The organism is Nocardioides sp. zg-1228 (genome assembly GCF_017086465.1).
Taxonomy (GTDB): Bacteria; Actinomycetota; Actinomycetes; order Propionibacteriales; family Nocardioidaceae; genus Nocardioides.
Genome location: NZ_CP070961.1, coordinates 3313618 through 3335868, shown reverse-complemented (window position 1 = coordinate 3335868; position 22251 = coordinate 3313618). Strand labels below are relative to the sequence as shown.

General features: G+C 72.8%; 20 protein-coding genes and 1 tRNA gene. 10 read left to right on the top strand and 11 right to left on the bottom strand.

Annotation, left to right across the window (positions count from 1 at the left end):
- Positions 1-4 precede the first annotated feature (4 nt).
- Complete coding sequence (locus JX575_RS16025) at positions 5-1066, bottom strand: NYN domain-containing protein (protein ID WP_186339081.1); 1062 nt, start codon at positions 1064-1066, stop codon at positions 5-7.
- A gap of 54 nt (positions 1067-1120) precedes the next feature.
- Here JX575_RS16025 and JX575_RS16020 point away from each other — a divergent pair, with 54 nt between their 5' ends.
- The 3 genes from JX575_RS16020 to JX575_RS16010 are packed head-to-tail and all read left to right on the top strand — an operon-like array spanning position 1121 to position 4081.
- Positions 1121-2473 carry an FAD-dependent oxidoreductase gene (locus JX575_RS16020; RefSeq protein ID WP_241005205.1) on the top strand — a complete coding sequence of 451 codons (1353 nt, stop codon included), beginning with the start codon at positions 1121-1123 and terminating at the stop codon, positions 2471-2473.
- Positions 2474-2477: 4 nt separating this feature from the next.
- Complete coding sequence (hemQ, locus tag JX575_RS16015; protein WP_186339080.1) at positions 2478-3197, top strand: hydrogen peroxide-dependent heme synthase; 720 nt, start codon at positions 2478-2480, stop codon at positions 3195-3197.
- A gap of 38 nt (positions 3198-3235) precedes the next feature.
- On the top strand, positions 3236-4081 hold the full coding sequence (locus JX575_RS16010; protein WP_186339079.1) for a hypothetical protein: 846 nt from the start codon (positions 3236-3238) through the stop codon (positions 4079-4081).
- Positions 4082-4083: 2 nt separating this feature from the next.
- On the opposite strand, the gene msrB is transcribed toward JX575_RS16010, so the two are convergent.
- Positions 4084-4482 carry a peptide-methionine (R)-S-oxide reductase MsrB gene (gene msrB, locus JX575_RS16005; RefSeq protein WP_186339078.1) on the bottom strand — a complete coding sequence of 133 codons (399 nt, stop codon included), beginning with the start codon at positions 4480-4482 and terminating at the stop codon, positions 4084-4086.
- Between the two features lie 51 nt (positions 4483-4533).
- Between msrB and JX575_RS16000 the strand changes: the two genes are divergently transcribed.
- Complete coding sequence (locus JX575_RS16000) at positions 4534-5616, top strand: DNA polymerase domain-containing protein (protein WP_186339077.1); 1083 nt, start codon at positions 4534-4536, stop codon at positions 5614-5616.
- Between the two features lie 6 nt (positions 5617-5622).
- Here the strand turns inward: JX575_RS16000 and JX575_RS15995 are convergent, their stop codons facing one another.
- Together JX575_RS15995 and JX575_RS15990 are read right to left on the bottom strand one after the other, a co-directional pair.
- Positions 5623-6006, bottom strand: coding sequence for an aromatic ring-opening dioxygenase LigA (locus tag JX575_RS15995; protein WP_241005204.1), 384 nt, complete (start codon positions 6004-6006; stop codon positions 5623-5625).
- A 120-nt stretch (positions 6007-6126) separates the two neighbouring features.
- Positions 6127-8883 carry a stealth conserved region 3 domain-containing protein gene (locus JX575_RS15990; RefSeq protein WP_186339075.1) on the bottom strand — a complete coding sequence of 919 codons (2757 nt, stop codon included), beginning with the start codon at positions 8881-8883 and terminating at the stop codon, positions 6127-6129.
- A 107-nt stretch (positions 8884-8990) separates the two neighbouring features.
- Between JX575_RS15990 and JX575_RS15985 the strand changes: the two genes are divergently transcribed.
- Entirely contained in the window at positions 8991-10133 is a 1143-nt protein-coding gene (locus JX575_RS15985; protein WP_186339074.1) for a sulfotransferase family protein, read from the top strand.
- A 212-nt stretch (positions 10134-10345) separates the two neighbouring features.
- Here the strand turns inward: JX575_RS15985 and JX575_RS15980 are convergent, their stop codons facing one another.
- The 6 genes from JX575_RS15980 to JX575_RS15955 are packed head-to-tail and all read right to left on the bottom strand — an operon-like array spanning position 10346 to position 15557.
- Positions 10346-10936 (bottom strand): hypothetical protein, encoded by a 591-nt coding sequence (locus tag JX575_RS15980; RefSeq protein ID WP_186339073.1) that lies wholly within the window; start codon positions 10934-10936, stop codon positions 10346-10348.
- Positions 10933-12054, bottom strand: coding sequence for an ATP-dependent DNA ligase (locus tag JX575_RS15975; protein WP_186339072.1), 1122 nt, complete (start codon positions 12052-12054; stop codon positions 10933-10935). Before JX575_RS15975 ends, JX575_RS15980 begins: the two co-directional genes overlap by 4 nt.
- 37 nt (positions 12055-12091) lie before the next feature.
- On the bottom strand, positions 12092-12790 hold the full coding sequence (locus JX575_RS15970; RefSeq protein ID WP_186339071.1) for an ABC transporter permease subunit: 699 nt from the start codon (positions 12788-12790) through the stop codon (positions 12092-12094).
- 13 nt (positions 12791-12803) lie between these two features.
- Complete coding sequence (locus JX575_RS15965; protein WP_186339070.1) at positions 12804-13715, bottom strand: ABC transporter ATP-binding protein; 912 nt, start codon at positions 13713-13715, stop codon at positions 12804-12806.
- Positions 13712-14605 carry an ABC transporter permease gene (locus JX575_RS15960; protein ID WP_186339069.1) on the bottom strand — a complete coding sequence of 298 codons (894 nt, stop codon included), beginning with the start codon at positions 14603-14605 and terminating at the stop codon, positions 13712-13714. The genes JX575_RS15965 and JX575_RS15960 overlap by 4 nt, the downstream gene beginning before the upstream one ends.
- Positions 14598-15557: an ABC transporter ATP-binding protein gene (locus JX575_RS15955; protein ID WP_241005203.1), complete on the bottom strand. Its 960-nt coding sequence runs from the start codon at positions 15555-15557 to the stop codon at positions 14598-14600. Before JX575_RS15955 ends, JX575_RS15960 begins: the two co-directional genes overlap by 8 nt.
- 264 nt (positions 15558-15821) lie before the next feature.
- On the opposite strand from JX575_RS15955, the gene JX575_RS15950 reads away from it, so the two are divergent.
- Together JX575_RS15950 and JX575_RS15945 are read left to right on the top strand one after the other, a co-directional pair.
- A tRNA-Gln gene (locus JX575_RS15950) sits at positions 15822-15900 on the top strand.
- Between the two features lie 47 nt (positions 15901-15947).
- Entirely contained in the window at positions 15948-16541 is a 594-nt protein-coding gene (locus JX575_RS15945) for a hypothetical protein (protein ID WP_186339068.1), read from the top strand.
- Here JX575_RS15945 and JX575_RS15940 read toward each other — a convergent pair.
- The gene (locus JX575_RS15940) at positions 16538-18028 is read right to left on the bottom strand and encodes a DUF4389 domain-containing protein (protein ID WP_186339067.1); all 1491 of its coding nucleotides are present in this window, start codon (positions 18026-18028) and stop codon (positions 16538-16540) included. The genes JX575_RS15945 and JX575_RS15940 overlap by 4 nt on opposite strands.
- 197 nt (positions 18029-18225) lie before the next feature.
- Between JX575_RS15940 and JX575_RS15935 the strand changes: the two genes are divergently transcribed.
- From JX575_RS15935 to JX575_RS15925, 3 genes are all read left to right on the top strand, one after another.
- Complete coding sequence (locus JX575_RS15935; protein WP_186339066.1) at positions 18226-19626, top strand: glycosyltransferase; 1401 nt, start codon at positions 18226-18228, stop codon at positions 19624-19626.
- Positions 19627-19671: 45 nt separating this feature from the next.
- A complete protein-coding gene (glmU, locus tag JX575_RS15930) occupies positions 19672-21108 on the top strand; it encodes a bifunctional UDP-N-acetylglucosamine diphosphorylase/glucosamine-1-phosphate N-acetyltransferase GlmU (protein WP_186339065.1) in 1437 nt (478 codons plus the stop codon).
- 109 nt (positions 21109-21217) lie between these two features.
- Positions 21218-22189 (top strand): ribose-phosphate diphosphokinase, encoded by a 972-nt coding sequence (locus JX575_RS15925; protein ID WP_186339064.1) that lies wholly within the window; start codon positions 21218-21220, stop codon positions 22187-22189.
- Positions 22190-22251 lie beyond the last annotated feature (62 nt).

The window sequence follows — 22251 nt, the reverse complement described above, 5'->3', positions numbered from 1 at the left end:
GGGGTCAGGACCGCTTCGCCGACGCCCTCCGCGTGGTCGTCCTCACCGTCGCCTTCACGGTGGGGGTCTCGGGCTCCCTCTCCGCCGCCTTCTCAGGAGCCTTCTCGGCGGCCTTCTCAGGAGCCTTCTCGGCGGCCTTCTCGGCGGCCTTCTCGGGGGCCTTCTCAGGGGCCTTCTCAGGGGCCTTCTCGCTCGTCGGCGCCGCCGCCGACTTCTTCGCCGCCGACTTCTTCGCCGCCGACCTCCGGCCGACCGGCTTCTGGGCCGTCTTCTGGGCCGTCTTCTGCGTCGTCTTCTGCGTCGTCTTCTGCGTCGCCGGCTTGTGGCCCTTGAGCCGGACCAGCATCGCGTTGCCCGTGCCCGAGGTCTCCAGATAGGGCTGAGCGGTGACGAGGGTGCTCAACCTCGCCCCGGGACCGGCGAAGTTGCGCGCGTCGAACGACGGGTGGGTGCGGATCAGCTGGTTGCCCAGCGCCGGCAGCAGCGCCCAGCCGTCGTCGTCGGAGACGGCGTTGACCGCCCGGGTGAGCGCGCTCTGCAGGTTGATCGAGGGGGTGGTCGCCCCGGCCGTGTCGTCGGTGTCGGCATCGACGGCGGTGTCGTCGTCGCTGTCGTCCGTCTGGTCGGCGACGACGGCCAGGTCGATGAACTTGTCGCACGCGTTGCGCAGCGACTCCGGAGCCTTGCTCTCGCCGAGCACGTAGACCCACTTGCCCGACTCGCGGAGGCGGTGGGCGAGGCTGGTGAAGTCGCTGTCGCTGGTGACCAGCGCGAACGCCTCCACGTTGCCGTCGTAGAGCAGGTCCATCGCGTCGATCACGAGCGCGAGGTCGGTCGAGTTCTTCCCCGACGTGTAGGCGTTCTGGTGCATCGCCCGCAGGCCGAGGCTGTTGAGCTTGCGCGACCACTGCGTGAGGTGGGCGTTGGTCCAGTCGCCGTAGACCCGCCGGATCGTGGGGTTGCCGTACTTGGCGACCTCGCTGAGCACCTCGTTGGCGTAGGACGGCCGCGTGTTGTCGGCGTCGATCATCACGGCGATCCGGTCGGCTGCTGGGGAGGAGTCCATGCCCGCAGCCTAGGTCCCCGCACGGGCGGGGGAGCGCTCTGGCAGGCTGGAGGCGTGAGGCGTGACGCTGTGGTGGTGGGTGGCGGGATCGCCGGGCTGGTGGCCGCGCGAGGGCTCGCCGCCACCGGACGCGACGTGTTGCTCCTCGAGGGCTCGCCGCAGGTCGGCGGCAAGCTGCGGACCGGCGAGGTGGCCGGGCTGCGGGTCGACGTCGGTGCCGAGGCGATGCTCGCCCGCCGTCTCGAGGGGCTCGCGCTCGCCGAGGAGGTCGGCGCGCAGGTCGTGCACCCGACGCCGGCGACGTCGGCGGTCTGGTCGCGCGGGGCCCTGCGCACCATGCCCCGCTCGCTGATGGGTGTCCCGTTCGACCTCGACCAGCTCGCGGCCAGCGGGGTCCTCAGCCCCGAGGGGCTGGCCCGGGCGAGCGCCGAGGCCGACGTCCCCGTCACCTCCGACGACGTCTCCGTGGGCGACCTGGTGGCCGCCCGCCTCGGCGACGAGCTCGTCGACCGGCTCGTCGAGCCGCTCCTCGGCGGGGTCTACGCCGGCCACGCGCGCCGCATCTCCGCGGCCGCCGCCGTGCCCCAGCTGCTCGCGATGGCCCGCCGCGGCCGCCTGCTCGACCAGGCCGCCTCGGTGCCCGCCTCCGTCGCGCCCGTCTTCGCGGCGCTGCCGGGCGGGATGGGCCGGCTGCCCGGCCTCGTCGTCGACGGCGGCCGCTTCGAGGCGCGCACCTCGGCCACCGTCCGCGCGCTGCAGCGCACGCCGACGGGCTGGGCGCTCACCGTCGGGCCCACCACGAGCGCCGAGACCGTCGAGGCCGACGCCGTCGTCCTGGCCACCCCGGCCGCGCCCACCGCCCGCCTGCTCGGCGACGTTCTCCCCGACGCCGCGGCGGAGCTGGGGACGATCGAGGCGGCCAGCGTCGCCGTGGTCACGCTGGCCTTCCGGTCCCGGGACGTGCCCGAGGCGCTCTTCGACCGCTCCGGCTTCCTCGTGCCGCCCGTCGAGCGCCGCGCGATCAAGGCCTCGACCTTCTCCTTCGCCAAGTGGGCGTGGGTGCGCGACCTCGACCCCGACGTGGTGGTGCTCCGCACCTCGCTCGGGCGCCACCGCCAGGAGGCCACCCTCCAGGCCGGCGACGGCGACCTCGTGCGGGTCTCCCTCGCCGACCTGGCGACGATCGCCGGCATCACCGCGCGCCCCGTCGACACCCACGTGCAGCGGTGGGGCGGCGCGCTGCCGCAGTACGCCGTCGGGCACCTCGACCGGGTGGCGCGGATCCGCGCCTCGGTGGCGGGGGCTCCGGGACTGGCGGTGTGCGGGGCGGCGTACGACGGCGTCGGCATCCCCGCGGTGATCGGGTCGGCCCGGCAGGCCGTGGCCTCGGTCACACGGGCAGAATGAGGTCATGAGCACCGAGTCGACCGAGACGCAGACCAACGCCGCCCGCACGCGGGATCTCAACGACACGATCCGCTACACGATGTGGTCGGTCTTCAAGCTGCGCGACGTCCTGGGCGACGCCGACCGCGCGGCCGAGGCGACCGACGTCCAGGCCCTCTTCGAGGTGCTCGCCGAGCAGGACGTCGTGGTGCGCGGGCTCTACGACGTCAGCGGCCTGCGCGCCGACGCCGACCTGATGGTCTGGTGGCACGCCGCCGACTCCCAGCAGCTGCAGGGCGCCTACAACGCGTTCCGACGCACCTCCTTCGGCAGCCGCCTCGAGCCGGTGTGGTCGCAGATGGCGCTGCACCGTCCGGCGGAGTTCAACAAGTCGCACATCCCGGCGTTCCTCGCCGACGAGGAGCCGCGCGCGCACGTGTGCGTCTACCCGTTCGTGCGGTCCTACGAGTGGTACCTCCTCGAGGACTCCGAGCGTCGTCGCATGCTCTCCCAGCACGGCCAGCAGGCGCGCGGCTACGCCGACGTGCGGGCCAACACCGTCGCGTCCTTCGCGCTCGGCGACTACGAGTGGATGCTCGCCTTCGAGGCCGACGAGCTGCACCGGATCGTCGACCTGATGCGCGAGCTGCGCGCGTCCGACGCGCGTCGCCACGTGCGCGAGGAGGTGCCGTTCTACACCGGCGCCCGCGTGACGCCGGCCGAGCTGCTCGAGCGCCTGCCCTGAGCCCGGAACGGCCCGGGACGCAGTAGCGTCGGAGGATCATGAGGATCCTCACCGCTGCTGCCGTGCTGACCGTCCTGGGTGCCGCCACCGCCTGCTCGACCGAGGCCGAGATGCGGGCCGTCGACTCCGCCGGCTCGGGCGAGCCGTCCGCGTCGTCCGACGGGCCGCCGACGCCGGTGCCCGACGGGGAGGTGCGCACCCGCGGGCTGGTGACCGTGCTCGACTCCGGTGGCGGGCCCGAGCTCTGCCTGGGTGCGGTCGCCGAGTCCTACCCGCCGCAGTGCGGCGGCCCCACGCTGGAGGGCTTCGAGTGGGGTGACGTCGGTGCCGAGGAGGCCGGCGGGGTGACCTGGGGCCAGTACGCCGTCACCGGCACCTTCGACGGCACGACGTTCACCGTCACCGAGGCGACCCCGGCGGCGCTCTACGACCCGATGGGCGACGTCGAGGCCGGCGCCGGCGGCCTGGAGCCGGCCTGCGACGACGCCACCACGACCGACCCGGACAAGGCCACTCCCGAGGACATGGACGCCACCCTCGCCGCCGCCTCCGCGCTGCCGACGTACGCCAGCGCATGGCTGAGCAACGGCACGATCAGCGTCGCGGTCACCGGCGACGCCGCGGCCGCCGAGGCCGAGCTGCGCAAGACGTGGGGCGGGCAGCTCTGCGTGACCACCGTCGAGCGCACCGACGCCGACCTCAACACCATCAGCCAGGAGCTCCAGGCCGCGCTCGGCGAGCAGCTGCTGACCAGCGGCTCGACCGCGCCCGACTCGCTCGACGCGGACGTCGTCTTCGACGACGGCTCGATCCAGGCGTGGGCGGACGAGACCTACGGCGAGGGCCTGGTGACGGTCACCTCGGCGCTGCAGCAGGTCGACTGAGGCTACTTCTTCTCGTTGAGCGTGATGCTGATCGAGTTGATGCAGTAGCGGTCGCCGGTCGGCGTGCCGAAGCCGTCGGGGAAGACGTGACCCAGGTGCGAGCCGCAGGTCGCGCAGCGGACCTCGACGCGCTTCATGCCGTGGGAGTCGTCCTCGATGTACTCCACCGTGTCGGTCATCGGCTGGTAGAAGCTCGGCCACCCGCACCCGGAGTGGAACTTGGTGTCGCTGGTGAACAGCTCCGACCCGCAGGCCTTGCACGAGTAGGTGCCCTCGGTCTCGGTGTCGGTGTACTCGCCGGTGAACGCGCGCTCCGTGCCCGCCTGGCGCAGCACGGCGTACTCCTCGGGGGTGAGCTCCTCGCGCCACTGCTCGTCGGTCTTCTGCACGTCGTAGGCCATGCGGCGAGTCTACGGAGGCGATCCAGCCGGCGGCCCGGCTAGGGTCGGCCCATGGCAAAGGCGTCGGAGGCGTACGTCCGGGCGGGGGAGCGCGAGGTCAGGATCTCCTCGCCGGACCGGGTGATCTACGAGGCGACCGACCGCACGCCGGCGGTCACCAAGCTGATGGTCGCGGAGTACTTCACGAGCGTCGAGGAGGGCCTGATGCGGGCCCTGCGGGACCGGCCGACGGCGCTCGAGCGGTGGACGTCCGGCGTGCGGCCGGGCATGAAGCTGGCGACCGGACCCCAGGACCGCGATGCCGACGCGTTCTACCAGAAGCGGGTGCCCAAGGGCGCGCCCGACTACCTCGAGTCCGTCGCGATCACCTTCCCCTCCGGGCGCACGGCCGAGGAGATCTGTCCGACCGAGATCGCGGTGCCCGTCTGGTGCGCGCAGATGGGCGCGCTGACCTTCCACCCGTGGCCGGTGCGGCGCGACGACGTCGACCACCCCGACGAGCTGCGCATCGACCTCGACCCCCAGCCCGGCACGACCTTCGCCGACGCGGTGCGGGTCGCCGGGGTGGCCCGCGAGCTGCTCGCCGACCTCGGCATGACGGGCTACGCCAAGACCTCGGGCAACCGCGGCATCCACGTCTACGTCCGCATCGAGCCGCGGTGGGAGTTCGCCGAGGTGCGGCACGCCGCGATCGCGTTCGGCCGCGAGCTGGAGAAGCGCGACGACGGCGTGACCACCGCGTGGTGGAAGGAGGAGCGCGGCGAGCGGATCTTCGTCGACTTCAACCAGAACACGCGCGACCGCACCATCGCCTCGGCCTACTCGCTGCGTCCCCTGCCCGGCGCCCCGGTCTCCACGCCGCTGGCGTGGGACGAGCTGGCCTCACTCACCTCGCCGGCCGACCTCAACCTCTTCTCGGTGCCCTCGCGCCTCGCCGTCGACGGCGACCCGTGGGCGTCGATCGACGACGTGCACCACTCGCTCCAGCCGCTGCTCGACCTGTGGGAGGAGCACCCGGTCGAGCTCAACTTCCCGCCCGACCACCCCAAGATGCCCGGCGAGCCGCCGCGGGTGCAGCCGTCGAAGAAGGTCGAGTCGCACTGGGACGCCGACGGCAACCGGATCGCCGACTGAGGGCGCTCACACCCTCTCTGCCGGGGCGCGGAGCGCGAGCCCGATGAGGGCCAGCACGATGCCGAGCACGAACGCCATCGCGGAGACCCCGAAGGCGACGACCGACGTGAACAAGGACGCCTGCAGGAACGCCGAGTCCATGGCGACCTCCCGGTTGGGGTCCTCGCGGTCGAGCTCGGCGTAGGTCTTGCCGCCCGTCATCTCCAGGGTGTGCTTGTCGATGACGTCGGCCTGGCAGTAGGCCGACAGGGGGCCGTTGACCCCGTCTCCCGCGGCACACGAGGCGTCGTCGGACACGGTGATCCTCTGGTCGGCCAACGTCGTGGAGACCACGATCCAGACCACGACCCCGGCGATCGCCATGACGACCCCGACCACGATGGATGTCAACGCTGCAACCTTGCGCATGAGCCTGCTCCCTCCTGCCCGGCCGGCGCGCGGCGCCGACGGCGCGTACGTCTGCACGCCTGTCCAGCGTGACCCCGGGGGAGACAGGGCGCAACCCGGTGGCTAGGACCTCTCCCACGGCGCGGGGATCGGGAAGTAGCGCTCCAGGAAGTCGTGCAGCAGCCCGTCGGCGCGCTCCTCGTCGAAGGCGGCGAGCAGGTTGTCGGCGATGCAGAAGAAGTCGCGGTCGCGCTTGAGCATCTGGCCGAGCTGGGCCGGGAGCTGTTGGTGGCCCAGGTCGACGTAGCCGTGGCGGGCGCCGGCCCGGTACGCCTGGCCGGTGATCAGGCCGTAGCTCTGGGCGAAGGACGACAGCAGCGAGAGGTCGCTCGCCGAGCGGAACGGCGCGTGCGTGGTGCGCTCGACCTCGTCGGGGAAGCGGGCCGCGATCTCCTCCAGCGTCGTACGCCGCTGCGGGTGCGGGCTGTGCATCATCGTGTGCGTCAGCGCCACCCCGAAGGCGTCGGCGAGCACGCGACGGTTGTTGTGCGCCGCCGAGAGGTAGGGCCGGTCGTCGGTGCCGGGGAGGCCGACGGCGCGGTGGTCGGCGACGAACGCGGCGTACTGGCCGCCGGGGGAGAAGAAGTGCTCGGGGCGCCGCGGGCGGCCCAGGAAGACGTCGTCGTTGACGTAGACGAAGTGGTCGGCGAGGTCGGCCACGGCGTGGAGGCGGGTCTCGATCGCGTGCGAGCTGAACGTCGGCAGTGCCGACGCGGGCAGGATCTCGCGGTGGTCGACGACCCGCACCCGGTCGTGACCCGTGTCGAGCCACGACGGCACCTGCCCGGCGGTCACGAGGTGGATGCGCCGCACCCACGGCGCGAAGAGGTGGATGCTGCGCATCGAGTAGCGCAGCTCGTCGCGGCTGCGGTAGCGCGACGCGCCGCCGGCGCGGGCGCTCGGGGTGCCGCCGAGCTCGCGGATCCGCTCGTCGCGGGCGGCGAGCCAGGCCTCGTCGTCGCCGTCGACCCAGGTGTAGACGACGTCGACGTCGAAGCGGCAGTCGTCGACGGTGGGCAGCGCCATCACCTCGAGCGTCGGCACCTCAACGGCCTCGACGGTCGTCGTGGTGCGCGGGGTGCCGGCCGGCACGCGGTCGCCGTAGCGGTTGGGTCCGGGCGCGAGCAGGTCGCCGTCGGGCGCCTCCTCCCAGAACTGCACGCCGACCTCGACGCCCTCGGCCAGGAGTCCGTCGTGGCCGCCGCGCATCGGCCACGGCTCGAGGAACAGCGTGGCGGTGCGGGTGCGGGCGAGCTCGTCGGCCATGACCGCGACCGTGCCCCGGCGCTCGGGCCACCCGCGCTCGGCCGGGTCGCGCACCGACAGCCAGTCGGGCAACGACCCCGCGGCCAAGGCGGCGAGGAACGCGCCGCGTCGCGAGGACGGGACGACGACCACCGGGTGGGGATCGAGGCCGCGCGCCGGCACCACGAACCAGCCCTCGCCGGCGGCGTCCGCGGCCGCGGTCAGCGCCCGCAGCGCCGTCGTACGCGCCTGCGCGGGGGTGACGCCGGCCGCGCCCGAGGTCTCGGGGAGGTCGCCGAGCGGGCCGGGTCGCAGGCCGTGCAGCACCCGTCGCGGTGCCAGCGGGTCGGCGCGGCGTGCGACGGCGGTGCGGAACGTCTCGACCCACCGGCGTGCCAGCACCTGCCCGTCCCAGGAGCGCGAGCGCTCGAGGGCGGCGGCGCCGAGTCGGCCGCGGAAGTCGTCGTCGGCGGCGATCCGCAGCATGGCGGCAGCCAGCGCGGCCTTGGAGGCCGGCGGCACGAGGAGTCCGTCGACGTCGTGGGTGATCATCTCGCGCGGGCCCGACGGGCAGTCGTAGGTCACGGGGGGCACCCCGGCCGACATCGCCTCCTGCAGGACGAGCGGGTAGCCCTCCCCGCGCGAGGCGAGCACGGCCACGCTGGCCCGGGCCCACTCGGCGGCGAGGTCGTCGGTCGAGCCGGGCAGGCGTACGCGGTCCTCGAGGCCGAGCTTGCGCACCTGGGCGGCGAGGTTGTCCGCGCGCGGCCCGTCGCCCCAGATGGTGAGGGTCCAGCCCGGCAGCTGCTCGTGGACGCGCCAGAAGGCGTCGACGACGTGCTCGAACTGCTTCTCCGGCGCGAGCCGGCCGGCGGTGACGAACGTCCCCTGGTCGAGCGGGGAGCGGGGCTGGGGGTGTGCGGGGAGCGGGTTGGGGATCACCTGCAGCTCGGGCGCGGCCCCGCCGAGCCGGCCGGCGAGCCAGCGCGACATCGACTCGGTCAGGGAGACGACCACGTCGGCGCGCGGGGCGAACTGCAGCAGCGCGCCGAGGTCGTTGACCCGGCTCGACGACGCCCGGTGCTCCTGGTGCACCAGCGCCACGTCGGCGGGCGCGAGCTGGGCCACCGCGGCCAGCAGCTCGGGGGTCGTGGTGACGAGGACGTCGGCGTCGATGCCGGCAAGCGCCTCACGCATCGTGGCGTCGGTCAGGGCGTTGTAGAGCGCGTCCCAGCTGCGGGGCACGATCGTCGACTCGCGCTGGGCCAGCTCGGCGGGGTGGTCGCCGGAGACGGCGACCGGGCGCTCGGGGCGTACGTCGACGAGGTAGGTGACCTCGAGCCCGTCGACCAGCGGATAGTGGGTCGCGTCGCCGCTGCGCGTGACGCTCAGGATGCGGACCCGGTGGCCCTCGCCGAGGCTCAGGAGGGCGTTGGCCTGCTCGATGCCAGAGCGGGCGGTGCCGCCCATGCCGTCGGCGTTGAAGAGGACGTAGACGACGTCGAGCGGGCCGTCGCGGCGCGCGCGGCGCATCGCGGAGCGCACCTTGCCGCCGAGCCTGTCGGTGAGTGCCACGTGTCGTCAGTCCCGTTCTCGAGGTGGGCGGCGGAGGGTCGCGACGATCCTAGAGGCCGCCCCGGTGGGCGGGCAGGGAGCGTGCGTCCGGCCGATAGGGTGACGCCATGCCGACGTCCCCTGTCCAGCCGGACGCCCTCTCGCACGCGCAGCCCGACACGCAGCCGGGCACCCCGCTGGTGCTGGTCTCCGGGTCCGGTCGCAGCGGCACGAGCTCGCTCGCCGGCACGCTGAAGCGGCTGGGCCTCCACGTGCCGCAGCCCGAGGTGGAGGCGTCCGAGACCAACCCGCGCGGGTTCTACGAGCCGCAGTGGGTCATCGACTTCCACAAGCGGCACCTCAAGGAGCTCGCGCTCTTCAACATCGACAGCCGCCCCGCGGCCGTCGACATCGTCGCCCGCTACGTCGAGACCGGCGTCCCGACCGGCGAGCTGCACGAGTGGCTCGCCGGCCAGCTCGCCGAGCGCCAGCCCGGCGACCAGGTCGTGGTGAAGGACCCCCACGCATTCTGGTTCGCGCAGGTGTGGGAGGTCGTCAGCGCCGAGCTCGGCGCCGACCTGCGCTGGCTCACCGCGCTGCGGCACCCGGCCGAGGTGGTCGGCTCGCGCGACATCGCCTACCTCTCCAGCCAGCCCGACGAGCTGCGGCTGACCAAGGAGACGTCCAACGTCGCCGGGTGGGTGCACGCCGCGCTGCTCACCGAGCAGGCCGGCCGCGGCTCCAAGCGGGCGTTCGTGAAGTACGTCGACCTGCTGGCCGACTGGCGCGCGGCGCTCGCGCCGGTGCAGCAGCAGCTCGAGCTCGCCTTCGACACCGACCTGTCGGCGCCCGCCTCCGAGCGCGAGCACCACCCGGTCGACGACTTCATCGAGCCGTCGATGCGCAAGTCGCAGCTCACCTGGGACGACGTGCGCACCCCCGACTGGCTGCGCGACATGGCCGAGGAGGTCTGGCAGCTGCTCGGCGTGCTCACCACCACCCCGCACGACCCCGACACGCTGGCCGCGCTCGACACGATCCACGCCGACTACAACGCCCGCTACGCCGACGCCGTCGCACTCACGTTCGACCACACCAAGGCCGAGTCGACGCTCGCCGCGCGCCAGGCGCGCGAGGCCCAGCGGGCCACCGTGCAGCAGCTGCGACGCGACCTCGAGCAGGCCCGCCGCGGCCAGCAGGCAGTCGTCGGCGGCCGCGAGGCGGCCGCCATCCTGCGCCGCGCCGTCGTACGCCGCGTCACCCGCCGCTGAAGGTCGAGGCGGCGCGTTCTGACAGCGGTTGGAGGTCGAGGCGGCGCGTTCTGACAACGGTAGGAGGTCGAGGCGGCGCGTTCTGACAACGGGAAGCCGTCGAGTCGGCCTGTCCTGACGCGCGTCTCGTCAGGATGCGCCGACTCGTCGCTGTTTGGGTGTCAGGATGCGCCGACTCGACGTTGTTCGGGGGTCAGGATGCGCCGACTCGGCTAGAGGCCGCTGACGCCCTCGCCGGAGCCGGAGGACTGCTCGTCGAAGTTCTCGTGCTCGATGAGGTGGAGGACGGGTACGCCGAGCTTGCGGCGGGCGCGGGAGGTCCAGTCGACGTGGAAGAACTCGGCCACCACGTGGGGGCGGGTCAAGATGATGGCCTCCCGCGCGTCGACGGAGCGGACCAGCGCGGCGAGCGCGTCGACCGGCGGCTCGGAGGTGATCTTGCCGTGGGCGGTGCCGTCGGCGTCGCGCAGCGCCACGAGGGTCTGCTGGAGGTCGGAGGACGACTGCTCCTCGCACTCGCGGCGCAGCGCCTCGATGTCGACGTCGTTCATCGCCAGGGCCGGCGCGGCCATCAGGTCGCCCGCGCCGAGCGTGCCCAGCGAGGCCTCGATGCGCGCCGCGGCGTCCTCGAGCGGCAGCAGCACGTGGTAGACGACGGGGTCCTCGATCTCGGCGTGGAGCGACCGCACGCGCTTCGCGTCGCCCGGCGTGATCGCCTGCTCGACGAGGAGCACGACGTCGTAGCTGCCCCTGCCGTCGTGGATCGAGTCGTCGGTGGTGGGGTGGTCGGTGTGCTCGGTCATGACTCGCCTCCGGGTCGGGTGCTGAGGATCCTAGTGAGGTCGTAGCCGGCGGGCTCCTCGAGCTGGGAGTAGTCGCAGCTCTGGGGGTCGCGGTCGGGCCGCCACCTCACGAAGTGGGCGGTGTGGCGGAAGCGGTGGCCCTCCATGTGGTCGTACTTCACCTCCAGCACCCGCTCGGGTCGCAGGGCGGTGAAGCCGAGGTCCTTGCCGGCGCTCCACCGGCTCTGGGTGCCGGGGACGCGGTCGGGGTTGGCGGTGAGGAACTCGTTCCACCGGCCCCACGGGTGCTCGGCGATGTCGCACACGAGCGGCTGGAGCTCGTGCCACAGCTCGGCGCGCCGAGCGGCGGTGAAGCTGGCCGAGACGCCGATGTGCTGCAGCTCGCCGGCGTCGTCGTGGAGGCCGAGCAGCAGCGACCCGATCAGCGGCTGCTCCGGCGTGGACGTCTTGTGCTCGCGGTAGCCGGCGAGGACGACGTCGGCGGTGCGCTCGTGCTTGATCTTGAGCATGGTGCGCTTGTTGGGCTCGTACGCCGCCCCGAGCGGCTTGGCGACCACGCCGTCGAGCCCCGCGCCCTCGAACTCCTCGAACCACCGCTCGGCCTCGCCGGGGTCCTCGGTGGTGCGGGTGAGGAAGCACGGCCCGGTGCCGTCGAGGTCGCCGAGCGCCTCCACGAGGGCGGCGCGGCGCTCGGCGAACGGCCGATGCACGTACGACTCGTCGCCGAGCGCGAGCAGGTCGAAGGCGACGAAGCCGGCGGGCGTCTCGACGGCGAGCTTGTCGACCCGGCTCGCGGCGGGGTGGATGCGCTCCTGCAGGGCCTCGAACTCCAACCGCCAGCCGCCGGCGCCCTCGAGTCCGACGAAGATCTCGCCGTCGAGCACGACGCGCTCGGGCAGCTGACGGCGCACGGCCTCCACGACCTCGGGGAAGTAGCGCGTGAGCGGCTTGGTGTTGCGGCTGGCGAGCTCGACCTCGTCGCGGTCCTTGAAGACCAGGCAGCGGAATCCGTCCCACTTGGGCTCGAAGCTCAGGCCGCCGTGCTTCGCCGGGTCGGGCACGCCGCTCACGCTCTTGGCGAGCATCGGCTGCACCGGCGGCATCACGGGGAGGTCCACACAGCGAGCCTAGTGGGACGCCGCCCGGCCGCGGCGGCTACTCGTCGCCGCTGATGGAGAACGAGCGGAGGCGGTCGCCGGCGAACCACACGCCGGCGGCGGTCACCACCACGCTGGCGATGATCGCGTAGGGCAGGTTGGCCGGGTCGGGCAGCTCGGAGGAGATCTCGTGCCCGATGCGCAGGCCCCACTGGCCGATGCTGAGCCAGGCGATGCCGCTGAACAGGTTGCCCAGCAGGCTCTCCCAGATCAGCACGAACATCAGCGACGCGATGACGGCGTGCCGGGTCACCGCGGAGATCGCGAGGAAGAGCGCGGAGTACGCCGTCCCGGCGACGGTCGCGGCGACGAACAGCGCGAGCGCCCGGCTGCTGTCGCCGGTGATGAGCGCGGCGACCAGGATCGGCAGCGCCCCGGCCGTCAAGGTGGCGCCGAGCGCGACGATCCACTTGCTGAACGCGACGCCGTGACGGTTCACCGGCTTGGCGAGGAGGTAGACGATCGAGCCGTCGTCGACCTCCGGGCCGAGCACCGAGGAGGAGGCCAGGATCGCGACGAGGGGCAGCACGAGCGGGTAGCCGAGGTTGGGCAGGATCTGGTAGGCGGCGTCGCCGTCGACGAGTGCGGTCACCAGCACGACGAGCCCGATCAGCAGGATCGGGAACGCGAGCAGGAGGTAGAAGCGGCGGCGCCCCAGCAGCGCCTGCAGCGCGAGCTTGGCAATCGTCCCGTTCATGAGGGGTCCTTGATCATCGGGCCACCAGGTAGGCGAAGACGCTCTCCAGCGACTCGTCGCTGGGGGAGAGCTCGAACAGGGTCACGTCGTGCTGCCGGGCCAGGCCGGGCAGCTCCACCGCGAAGCTGCCCAGGTCGTCGACCTGGACGTCGAGGTGGTCGTCGCCGAGGCGCACCGCGCGCACCGACTCCTGCGCCATCAGCGCGGCGGCGAGGGTGCGGTTGTCGCTCGACTGGACGGCGTAGCGCACCGGCCGGTCGACCATCAGCCGGCGGATCGCGCCGAAGTCGCCGGATGCGGCGTGCCGGCCGGAGACGACGACCTCGATGTGCCGGGCGAGCCGCTCGACCTCCTCGAGGATGTGCGAGCTGAAGAGGACGGTGCGGCCCTCGTCGCCGAGGCGACGCAGCAGCTCCATGAGGTGCATCCGCTGCCGCGGGTCGACGCCGTTGAACGGCTCGTCGAGCAGCAGCACGGCCGGGTCGTGGACGAGCGCCGCGGCGATCTTGATGCGCTGCCGCATGCCCTTGGAGTAGGTGTCGAGGCGCCGGCTCGCCGGCTCGACCATGTCGACGACCTCGAGGATGCGCTCGGTGGCGCCGCCCGGGTCGGGGATCCGGTGGAGGTCGGCGTTGGCCCGGACGAACTGGCGTCCGGTGAGGTAGCCGAAGCTGAGCTCGCGCTCGGGGACCAGGCCGATGTGCCGGTAGGTCTCGGTGTTGCGCCACACCGGCCGGCCGTCGAGGGTGACGCGGCCCGCAGACGGGGCGAGGAAGCCCGACATCATCGCCATCAGCGTGGTCTTGCCGGCACCGTTGGGGCCGAGCAGGCCCGTCACGCCGGGGCCGATGGACAGCGACACGTCGTTGACCGCGACCACGTTGCCGAACCAGCGCGAGGCCGACTCGAGGACCAGGGTGCTCATCGCGAGCCCACCTTCCGGAAGCGCGCGACCAGCCCGAGCAGGCAGGCGGCGACGAGCAGCACGGCCACGATGGCGTACGCCGGGACCCAGGCGCCGGTGACGTCGACCGGCGTCTCGACGCCGGCGTCCCACGCGTTGGCCAGGCCGTTGACCAGCGACCACGGGGAGACCAGCCCGACGCCGACCGAGGCCGCCTCGCTGTCGCCCTCGTAGTAGGCGATGTTCTGCATCACCGTCACGATGCCGGTCAGCACGATCAGCGCCATCACCGAGCCGACGACGGCGAAGCCGCGGCGCAGGGAGATCGACGAGATCAGGCCGCTGACCCCGGCGATCATCATCGCCAGCAGGACCTGGAGCACGAGCGCCTTGAGGAGCGCCGTCGTCTGGTCGCTCTTGTCGAGCCCGGCGAGCATCGCGCCGGCGTAGAGCACGACGGTGGGGATCGCGGTGAAGAGCAGGACGGCGACGGTCAGGGAGAGCCACCGCACCAGCGCGAAGACCGCCGCGGGGAGCGGGCGGGCGAGGTAGAGCACGATCGAGCGGTGGCGCAGGTCGCGGGAGAACAGCACCGGCGCCTGGGAGGCGGCGAACAGGCTCACCAGCAGCTGCGTCTGGTTGGTGTAGTCGGCGTAGGACACCGGAAGGTCGCCCAGGCCGGTGAGGACCACCACGCCGACCACGATCGTGGCCGGCAGCAGCGACATCGCCAGCAACAGGAACGGCATCACCTTGGACTTGCCCGACCGGCCGAGCCCGTAGGCGTGGCGCAGTCCGGTGGCGAAGAGGGTGCGCGCGATGGCGGGGGTGCCCTCGCGCACGCCCTCGTAGTGGCGGTAGCCGAGGTCGTGGATGACGCCGGAGCGTCCCGGGCCGGAGGGCTCAGACACGGGTGCCTCCTTCGAGGAAGACGTCCTCGAGGTGGTGCCGGTCGGGCTGGAGCCGCATCAGGCCCAGGCCGAGGTCGGCGGCGACGTCGCGGACCAGGTCGTGGACGGCCGTGCCCTCGGCGAGCTCCGGCGGGGGCGGGTCGACCGCGACCATCGTGCCGCGCGGGCGGCAGGTGAGCCCGCGCTGGGCGAGGGCCTCACCGAGCCGATCGCGCTCGCTCTCGGTGCCGACCACCTCGACCAGCAGGCTCCCGGTGCGCTCCAGGAACTCACCGGTGGCGCTGCTGCGCAGCAGGTGGCCGCCGTCGAGGACGATGACGTGGTCGCTGACCTGCTCGAGCTCGCCGAGCAGGTGGGACGTGACGAGGACGGCGATGCCGAAGTCGTTGCCGATGCGCCGCACCAGGCGCAGCATGTCGGTGCGTGCCGCCGGGTCGAGGCCGTTGGTGGGCTCGTCGAGGAAGACCAGCCGCGGGTCGTGGGCCAGTGCCTGGGCGAGCTTGGCGCGCTGCTTCATGCCCGTGGAGTAGCCGCCCATGGGCCGGTAGCGCTCCTCGTCGAGGCCCACGTGGCGCAGCACGTCGGCCGACCGCTCGCGGGCCGCGGAGGCGCCCAGTCCCGACATCCTCGCCATGTGCACGACGAAGTCGCTGGCGCTCACGTCGGGCGGCAGGCAGTCGTGCTCGGGCATGTAGCCCACGAGCCGCCTGATCTCCTGGCTGTCCTGCTCGATGTCGTGGCCGAGCACGTGGGCGTGGCCGCCCGTCGGCTCGAGCAGGCCGAGCAGGATCTTGATGAGCGTCGACTTGCCGGCGCCGTTGGCGCCGACCAGCCCGGTCACGCCCTCGCCGACGTCGACGGTGAGGTCGGTCAGCGCATGCACCGTCCCGTAGTGCTTGGTGAGGCCCGCGGTCGAGATGACCGGCGGGCGTCTGAGAATCTCCCCCGTCACGACGGCCACGCTAGCGGGCCGGGACCCCACGCCGCACCCGGACGGGCCGGGATCGGCGTGGAGGTCTCGTGAAGACCGGTTGGTCTGCCGGGTCTCGGCAGTCCCGCCCGAGGCGGGCCCTAGGCTTGGGCGCCTATCCCCGGTTGGTCTGCCGGGTCTCGGCAGTCCCGCCCGAGGCGGGCCCTAGGCTTGGGCGCCTATCCCCGGTTGGTCTGCCGGGTCTCGGCAGTCCCGCCCGAGGCGGGCCCTAGGCTTGGGCGCCTATCCCCGGTTGGTCTGCCGGCAGGGCCCGCCTGACTTTGAATCAGGACTAGCGACGTAGGTTCGACTCCTACCCGGGGAGCGAAACTCGCTGGCGCCGCGGCCCGGCACCCCGGCAGGGTCGCGGTGATGCCCACCGCGACGACGTACGACGACCTGCTGGCCCGGGTGCGCGGCCTGGTGCCCGCCACGGGTCGGATCCCGGTCGTCGGCATCAGCGGTCACGGCGGCGCGGGCAAGTCGACGGTGGGGCTCCGGCTGGCCGCCGACCTCGGTCTGCGGGAGGCGCAGGTGGTGGCGACCGACTGGTGCAAGGCGGCCACGTGCGGCCGCGACGCCGGGATGTGGGAGCAGCACGACTGGGCGTTGGTCGAGTCGGTCGTGCACGACGCACGGCGGGGCCGCGAGCGGCTGAGGTTCGACTACCGCTGGTCGTCGGGGGAGACGGGCGTCGTGGACGAGCCGATGCCGGCCGTCCTGCTCGTGGAGGGCATCCGGCTGTTCAGCGACCGCACGCGCGACTGGTTCGACCTGGCCGTCTGGATCGACCTCGACCCCGCCACCGCCGGCGCCCGCGCGAAGGTGCGCAACGCCGCGCAGGGCGACGGCCGCGACGACCTCGACCTCTGGGACACGAAGTGGATCCCGGAGGGGCACGCCTACGAGCGGGTGGAGCGGCCGGCGGAGCGCGCGGACGTGGTGATCGCCGCGGCTGGCCCCTAGGTCCTGTGGCGCCGCGGCCTCGCGGTGAGGACGCCGATGGCGACGAGCACGATCCCGACCAGCAGGACCAGCCCGGCGAGCACGAGCACCACTGCCGCCGATTCGTCGAGGCCGGAGACCTTGACGCCGGTGGCCACCCGGGCCGACACACCGGCCGAGCCGTCCTCGTTCATCACCACGACGGTCCAGTCGCCGCCGGCGAGCTCCCAGGTGAGCGTCGCATCGGCGCCGCTCGCTTTCGCCGCCCAGAAGGTTTCCTGGGCCGGAGGCGAGGCGGGGGCGTCGCCGCGCGTGGTCCTGAGCTCGGCGTGGTCGTCGTGGACGTCCTCGAGCGTGGCGTGCTCCACCCCCGAGAGGTAGCGCCGCACGTCGGCCGTCGGGGCGACACCGACGAACAGCGGCGTGCCGGAGACCGATTCAGCACTGACGCGAACGTCGCCGACCAGCCCGTCGGGCAGGTCTGACCCCACGTCTCCCATGTCGAGGCGGCCGTCCTGGGAGATGACCGCGTGGGTGGCGCTGTCCACGTCGATGCGCGGACTGGTGAGGAAGCCGTCGTCCTCGGCCAGCCCGACGGCGGCCACGATCAACGCGCCGGCCGCGAGAGTGAGGCTCATCAGGACCAGGAACGAGCCGACCACGACGGAGAGGACCTTGGCGACCGTCCAGCGCGACGGCGTCGTGGACGACGGTCGCGAGATGTGCGCCGGGCCCGGATCGGTCGAGGCGCCCGCGCCATCACGCGCGCCGGGTGCATCCACGACGGTGCTCTCGTGGCCGCCCATGTCGAGCCGGAAGGGCGGGTAGCGGTCCGTCATCAATGACGTGTAGGCCGACACCCGCATGACCCACCTGTTGAGGCCGAGGAGCAGGTCGAAGATCGACCGCGGATAGCGCCCGGTGAAGAGCAGGGCGACGGCGGCGATCAGCACGAGCGTGGTGATGAGGCCGAGGCCTGCCCAGACCGCATCGGTGGAGTCGTCCGCGCCGGCCACGGCGTAGGCCGCTGCACCCGTGAAGATGCCCACGACCAGGTAGTGCGGGAAGGCGAGCAGCCACCACTTCACGAGCACGAGTCCGCGCGAGAGCCGCTCGGGGTAGTCGATCTCGAGGTGCGCGGGGTAGTCGGGCACGTCGGCAAGCCGGAACGGCGGGTAGCGGTCGGTGCCCAGGACGTTGGTGGCGTAGTAGCCCACCCGCCAGTTCCAGCGCATGATGCCGACGTTGAGGTCGAAGATGGAGCGCGGGTAGCGGCCGGTGATGAGGATGGCGAAGAACGCGACGACGCTCAGCACCCCGAACGCGATCCACAAGAACGCCAGCACGATGAAGTGGGGGATCGCGAGCAGCCACTTGACCAGCCACAGGCCACGGCTGAGCTTGGGGTCGAGGTCGGCATCGACGTGGACGGGATAGGAGTGGACGGGATAGGACGGCACGGGAGAGGTGGGGACGGGAGGGTCGCCCTGCTCCGGCGAGGTGGTCATGGGGGTCTCCTGCCGTTGCGGGGTTCCGGGGACACGGGCGGTGGCCCGACTGGCCGCAGGTCGGCCCCCACGGTCTCGCTGCGCGGCGGGCGGTGGCAGGGTCGGACGGCCCGTGCCGTGGGCGACCCGGGACCCGGGACCCTTCCGGGAAGGCGCGCCCTGACCCACACTCGAGGCGAGACCTGAGGAGGCCTGTGATGAGCCACGCCCCGATGCCCCGCCCGCCCGAGCCCTCGACCGCCCGCGTCGTCGAGGTCCGGGTCGCCCCCGTCCCGCTCGATCGGCTGACCCCGCTGCTCGCGCCCGAGCGCGTGGGCGAGCTCGGGCGCCACGTCGCCGCGGTGCGCCGCCTGCTCGGCGGTCGCACCGTGTGGAACATCAACTCGACGGCGCGCGGCGGGGGCGTGGCGGAGATGCTGCACGGGCTGGTGGCGTACGCCGCCGGCGCCGGGCTCACCGTGCGGTGGCTCACCGTGGGTGGCGGTCCGGAGTTCTTCGCCGTCACCAAGCGCCTGCACAACCGGCTGCACGGCTCGCCCGGTGACGGGGGCGCGCTCGACGCCGCCGCGCGGGCGACGTACGACGCGACGCTTGCCGCGCAGGAGCAGCAGGTGCTCGACCTGGTGCAACCGGGCGACGTGGTGCTGCTCCACGACCCGCAGACCGCCGGGCTCGCGCAGGTGCTGCGCCGGAGGGGCGTCTGGGTCGTCTGGCGCTGCCACGTCGGGGTCGACGAGCACGACCAGTGGACCCGCGAGGCGTGGGCCTTCCTGCGTGACCTCGTCGAGCCGGCGCACGCCTGCGTCTTCTCGCGCGAGCAGTTCGCCCCCGACTGGGTCGACCGGCGCTGGCTGCGCATCATCCCGCCGTCGCTCGACCCGTTCAGCCCCAAGAACGTCGGCCTCGGCGCCGAGGAGATCGACGCGCTGGTGCACCGCGAGGAGATGGTGGTCGAGGGTGGGCCGGTGCCGTCCCGCGACGCGCGGGTCGTGCTCCAGGTCAGCCGATGGGACCGGCTCAAGGACATGGGCGGCGTGCTGGACGCCTTCTCCCGGCACCTCGACGCGCTCCCGTCCGACGTGCACCTCGTGCTCGCCGGACCGGAGACGACCGGCGTGGCCGACGACCCGGAGGCGGTCGAGGTGCTCGCCGCGTGCCGCGAGCAGTGGCAATCGCTGCCGGCGGCGGCGCGGGAGCGCAGCCATCTCCTCTCGGTGCCGATGGACGACCTCGACGAGAACGCGCGCACCATCAACGCGCTGCAGCGGTGGGCGACCGTGGGGATCCAGAAGAGCCTCGCCGAGGGGTTCGGCCTGACGGTCACCGAGCCGATGTGGAAGGGCCGGCCCGTGGTGGCGTCCGCGGTCGGCGGCATCCGCGACCAGGTGGAGGACGGCGTGTGCGGCCTGCTGCTCGACGACCCGCGAGACGGCGAGGCGCTGGTCGGCGCCCTGGCCTCGCTGCTCGCCGATCCCGAGCGGTGCGAGCGGATGGGGCGCGCGGCGCACCTGCGGGTGCGCGACCACTACCTGGCCGACCGGCACCTCATCCAGTACGCCGAGCTGTTCGGGCAGCTGCTCGAGTCGGGCGAGGCGTAGGCGGCGGTTTCTCGGCGTGGCCGCGACCGGTGACAGACTGCGGGCATGGACAACCTCACCGTCATCGTCCTCGCCGCCGGCGGCGGCACCCGCATGAAGTCGAAGACCATGAAGGTGCTGCACCCGATCGGCGGGCGCTCCATGATCGGCCACGTCCTGCACGCCGTGCAGGCCGTGGAGCCGACCGAGGTCGTCGCGGTGGTCGGCCACCAGCGCGAGCAGGTCGGGCCGCACATCACCGCGCTGCTGCCCTCGGCGGTGCTGGCCGTGCAGGAGACGCAGGAGGGCACCGGGCACGCCGTCCGGGTCGCGATGGACGCGCTCGGCACCACCTCGGGCACGGTCATCGTCGCGGCCGGCGACACCCCGCTGCTGGAGGGTGACACGCTCCGGGCGTTCGCCGAGGAGCATCACGCCGCCCAGCGCGCGGTCAGCATCCTGAGCGGCCTGGTCGCCGACCCCTTCGGCTACGGACGCATCGTGCGCAACGACGAGGGCGACGTCGAGGCGATCGTGGAGGAGAAGGACGCGACGCCCGAGCAGCGCGAGATCCGCGAGGTCAGCTCCGGGATCCTGGCCTTCGACGCGGAGTTCCTGCTGTCGGCGCTGGAGCGGATCACCAACGACAACGCCAAGGGCGAGTACTACCTCACCGACGCCGTGGCCATCGCGCGCGAGGACGGGCTCACCGTCGGCGCCCACCTCATCGCCGACGTCGCGCAGACCGCGGGCGCCAACGACCGCGCCCAGCTGGCCGACCTCGGCCGCGAGCTCAACCGTCGCATCGTCACCCGCTGGATGAAGGAGGGCGTCAGTGTCATGGACCCCGCGACGACGTGGATCGAGGCCGACGTGGTGATCGAGCCGGACGTCACGATCCTGCCCGGCACCCAGCTCCTCGGCGCGACGGTGGTCCGCGAGGACGCGGTGGTCGGCCCCGACACGACGCTCAAGGACTGCGAGATCGGCGCCGGGGCCCGCGTCGTGCGCGCCCACGGCGAGCTCGCGATCGTCGAGGACCGCGCCACGGTCGGTCCGTTCGCCTACCTGCGACCCGGCACGCGGCTCGGGATCGGCGGCAAGATCGGCGCGTTCGTGGAGGCCAAGAACGCCTCCATCGGCGACGGGGCCAAGGTGCCGCACCTGTCCTACGTCGGCGACGCCGAGATCGGCGAGGGGACCAACATCGGGGCCGGCACGATCTTCGCCAACTACGACGGTGTGGCCAAGCACCGCACGGTCATCGGCCGCCACGCCCGGACCGGCTCCAACAACACCTTCGTCGCGCCGGTCGAGGTCGGCGACGGCGCGGGCACCGCGGGCGGCACCGTCGTACGCCGCGACGTGCCGCCGGGCGCGCTGGCGGTCAGCAGCGGCCCGCAGCGCAACGTCGAGGGCTGGACCGAGGCCAAGCGCGCGGGCACCGCCCAGGCCGAGGCCGCCCGGGCCGCTCGCGAGCGGCTGGAGCAGCCCGAGGAGTGACCCCGGGGTTGGTGGTGGGACGGATGTGGGTCAGACTTGACCAGCACCTCCGAACGAGCCTTCCCCCGAGGCCGACCAGGACAGCGAGGAGTCGCGTCGCGTGACCGGAATGAAGCGGACCACCGAGAAGAACCTCATGGTCTTCAGCGGCCGGGCGCACCCCGACCTCGCACACGAGGTCGCCGACCTCCTCGAGACCGGGCTCGTCCCGCAGAGTGCCTACGAGTTCGCCAACGGCGAGCTCTACGTGCGCTACGAGGAGTCCGTGCGGGGGTGCCACGCCTTCGTGATCCAGAGCCACACCGCTCCGATCAACGAGTGGATCATGGAGCACCTGATCATGGTCGACGCGCTCAAGCGCGCCTCGGCCAAGCGGATCACCGTGGTGATGCCCTTCTACGGCTATGCCCGTCAGGACAAGAAGCACCGCGGCCGCGAGCCGATCTCGGCGCGCCTGGTCGCCGACCTGTTCAAGACCGCCGGCGCCGACCGGCTGATCACCGTCGACCTGCACGCCGACCAGATCCAGGGCTTCTTCGACGGCCCCGTCGACCACCTGATGGCGCTGCCGATCCTCACCGACTACGTCAAGGAGAAGTACGGCGACCAGCAGCTCGCCGTGGTCTCCCCGGACGCCGGCCGGATCAAGGTCGCCGAGCGGTGGTCGGCGCGCCTGGGCGGGGCGCCGCTGGCGTTCATCCACAAGTCGCGCCGCATCGACGTCGCCAACGAGGTCGTCGCCAACCGCGTCGTCGGCGAGGTCAAGGACAAGATCTGCGTCCTGACCGACGACATGATCGACACCGGCGGCACGATCGTGAAGGCCGCCGAGGCGTGCATGGCCGAGGGCGCCGCCGGCGTGGTCATCGCCGCGACCCACCCGATCCTCTCCGACCCGGCGGTCGACCGGCTCAAGAACTGCTCGGCGATGGAGATCGTGGTCACCGACACCCTCCCCATCCCGGCGGACAAGCAGTTCGACAAGCTGACCACGCTCTCGATCGCCCCGCTCATCGCCCGCGCCATCCGCGAGGTGTTCGAGGACGGGTCGGTCACGTCGATGTTCGACGGCCACGCCTGACCGACCGCGCCTGACCGATCGCGCCTGACCGATCGCGCCTGACCGACCGCGCGGCGGACCAC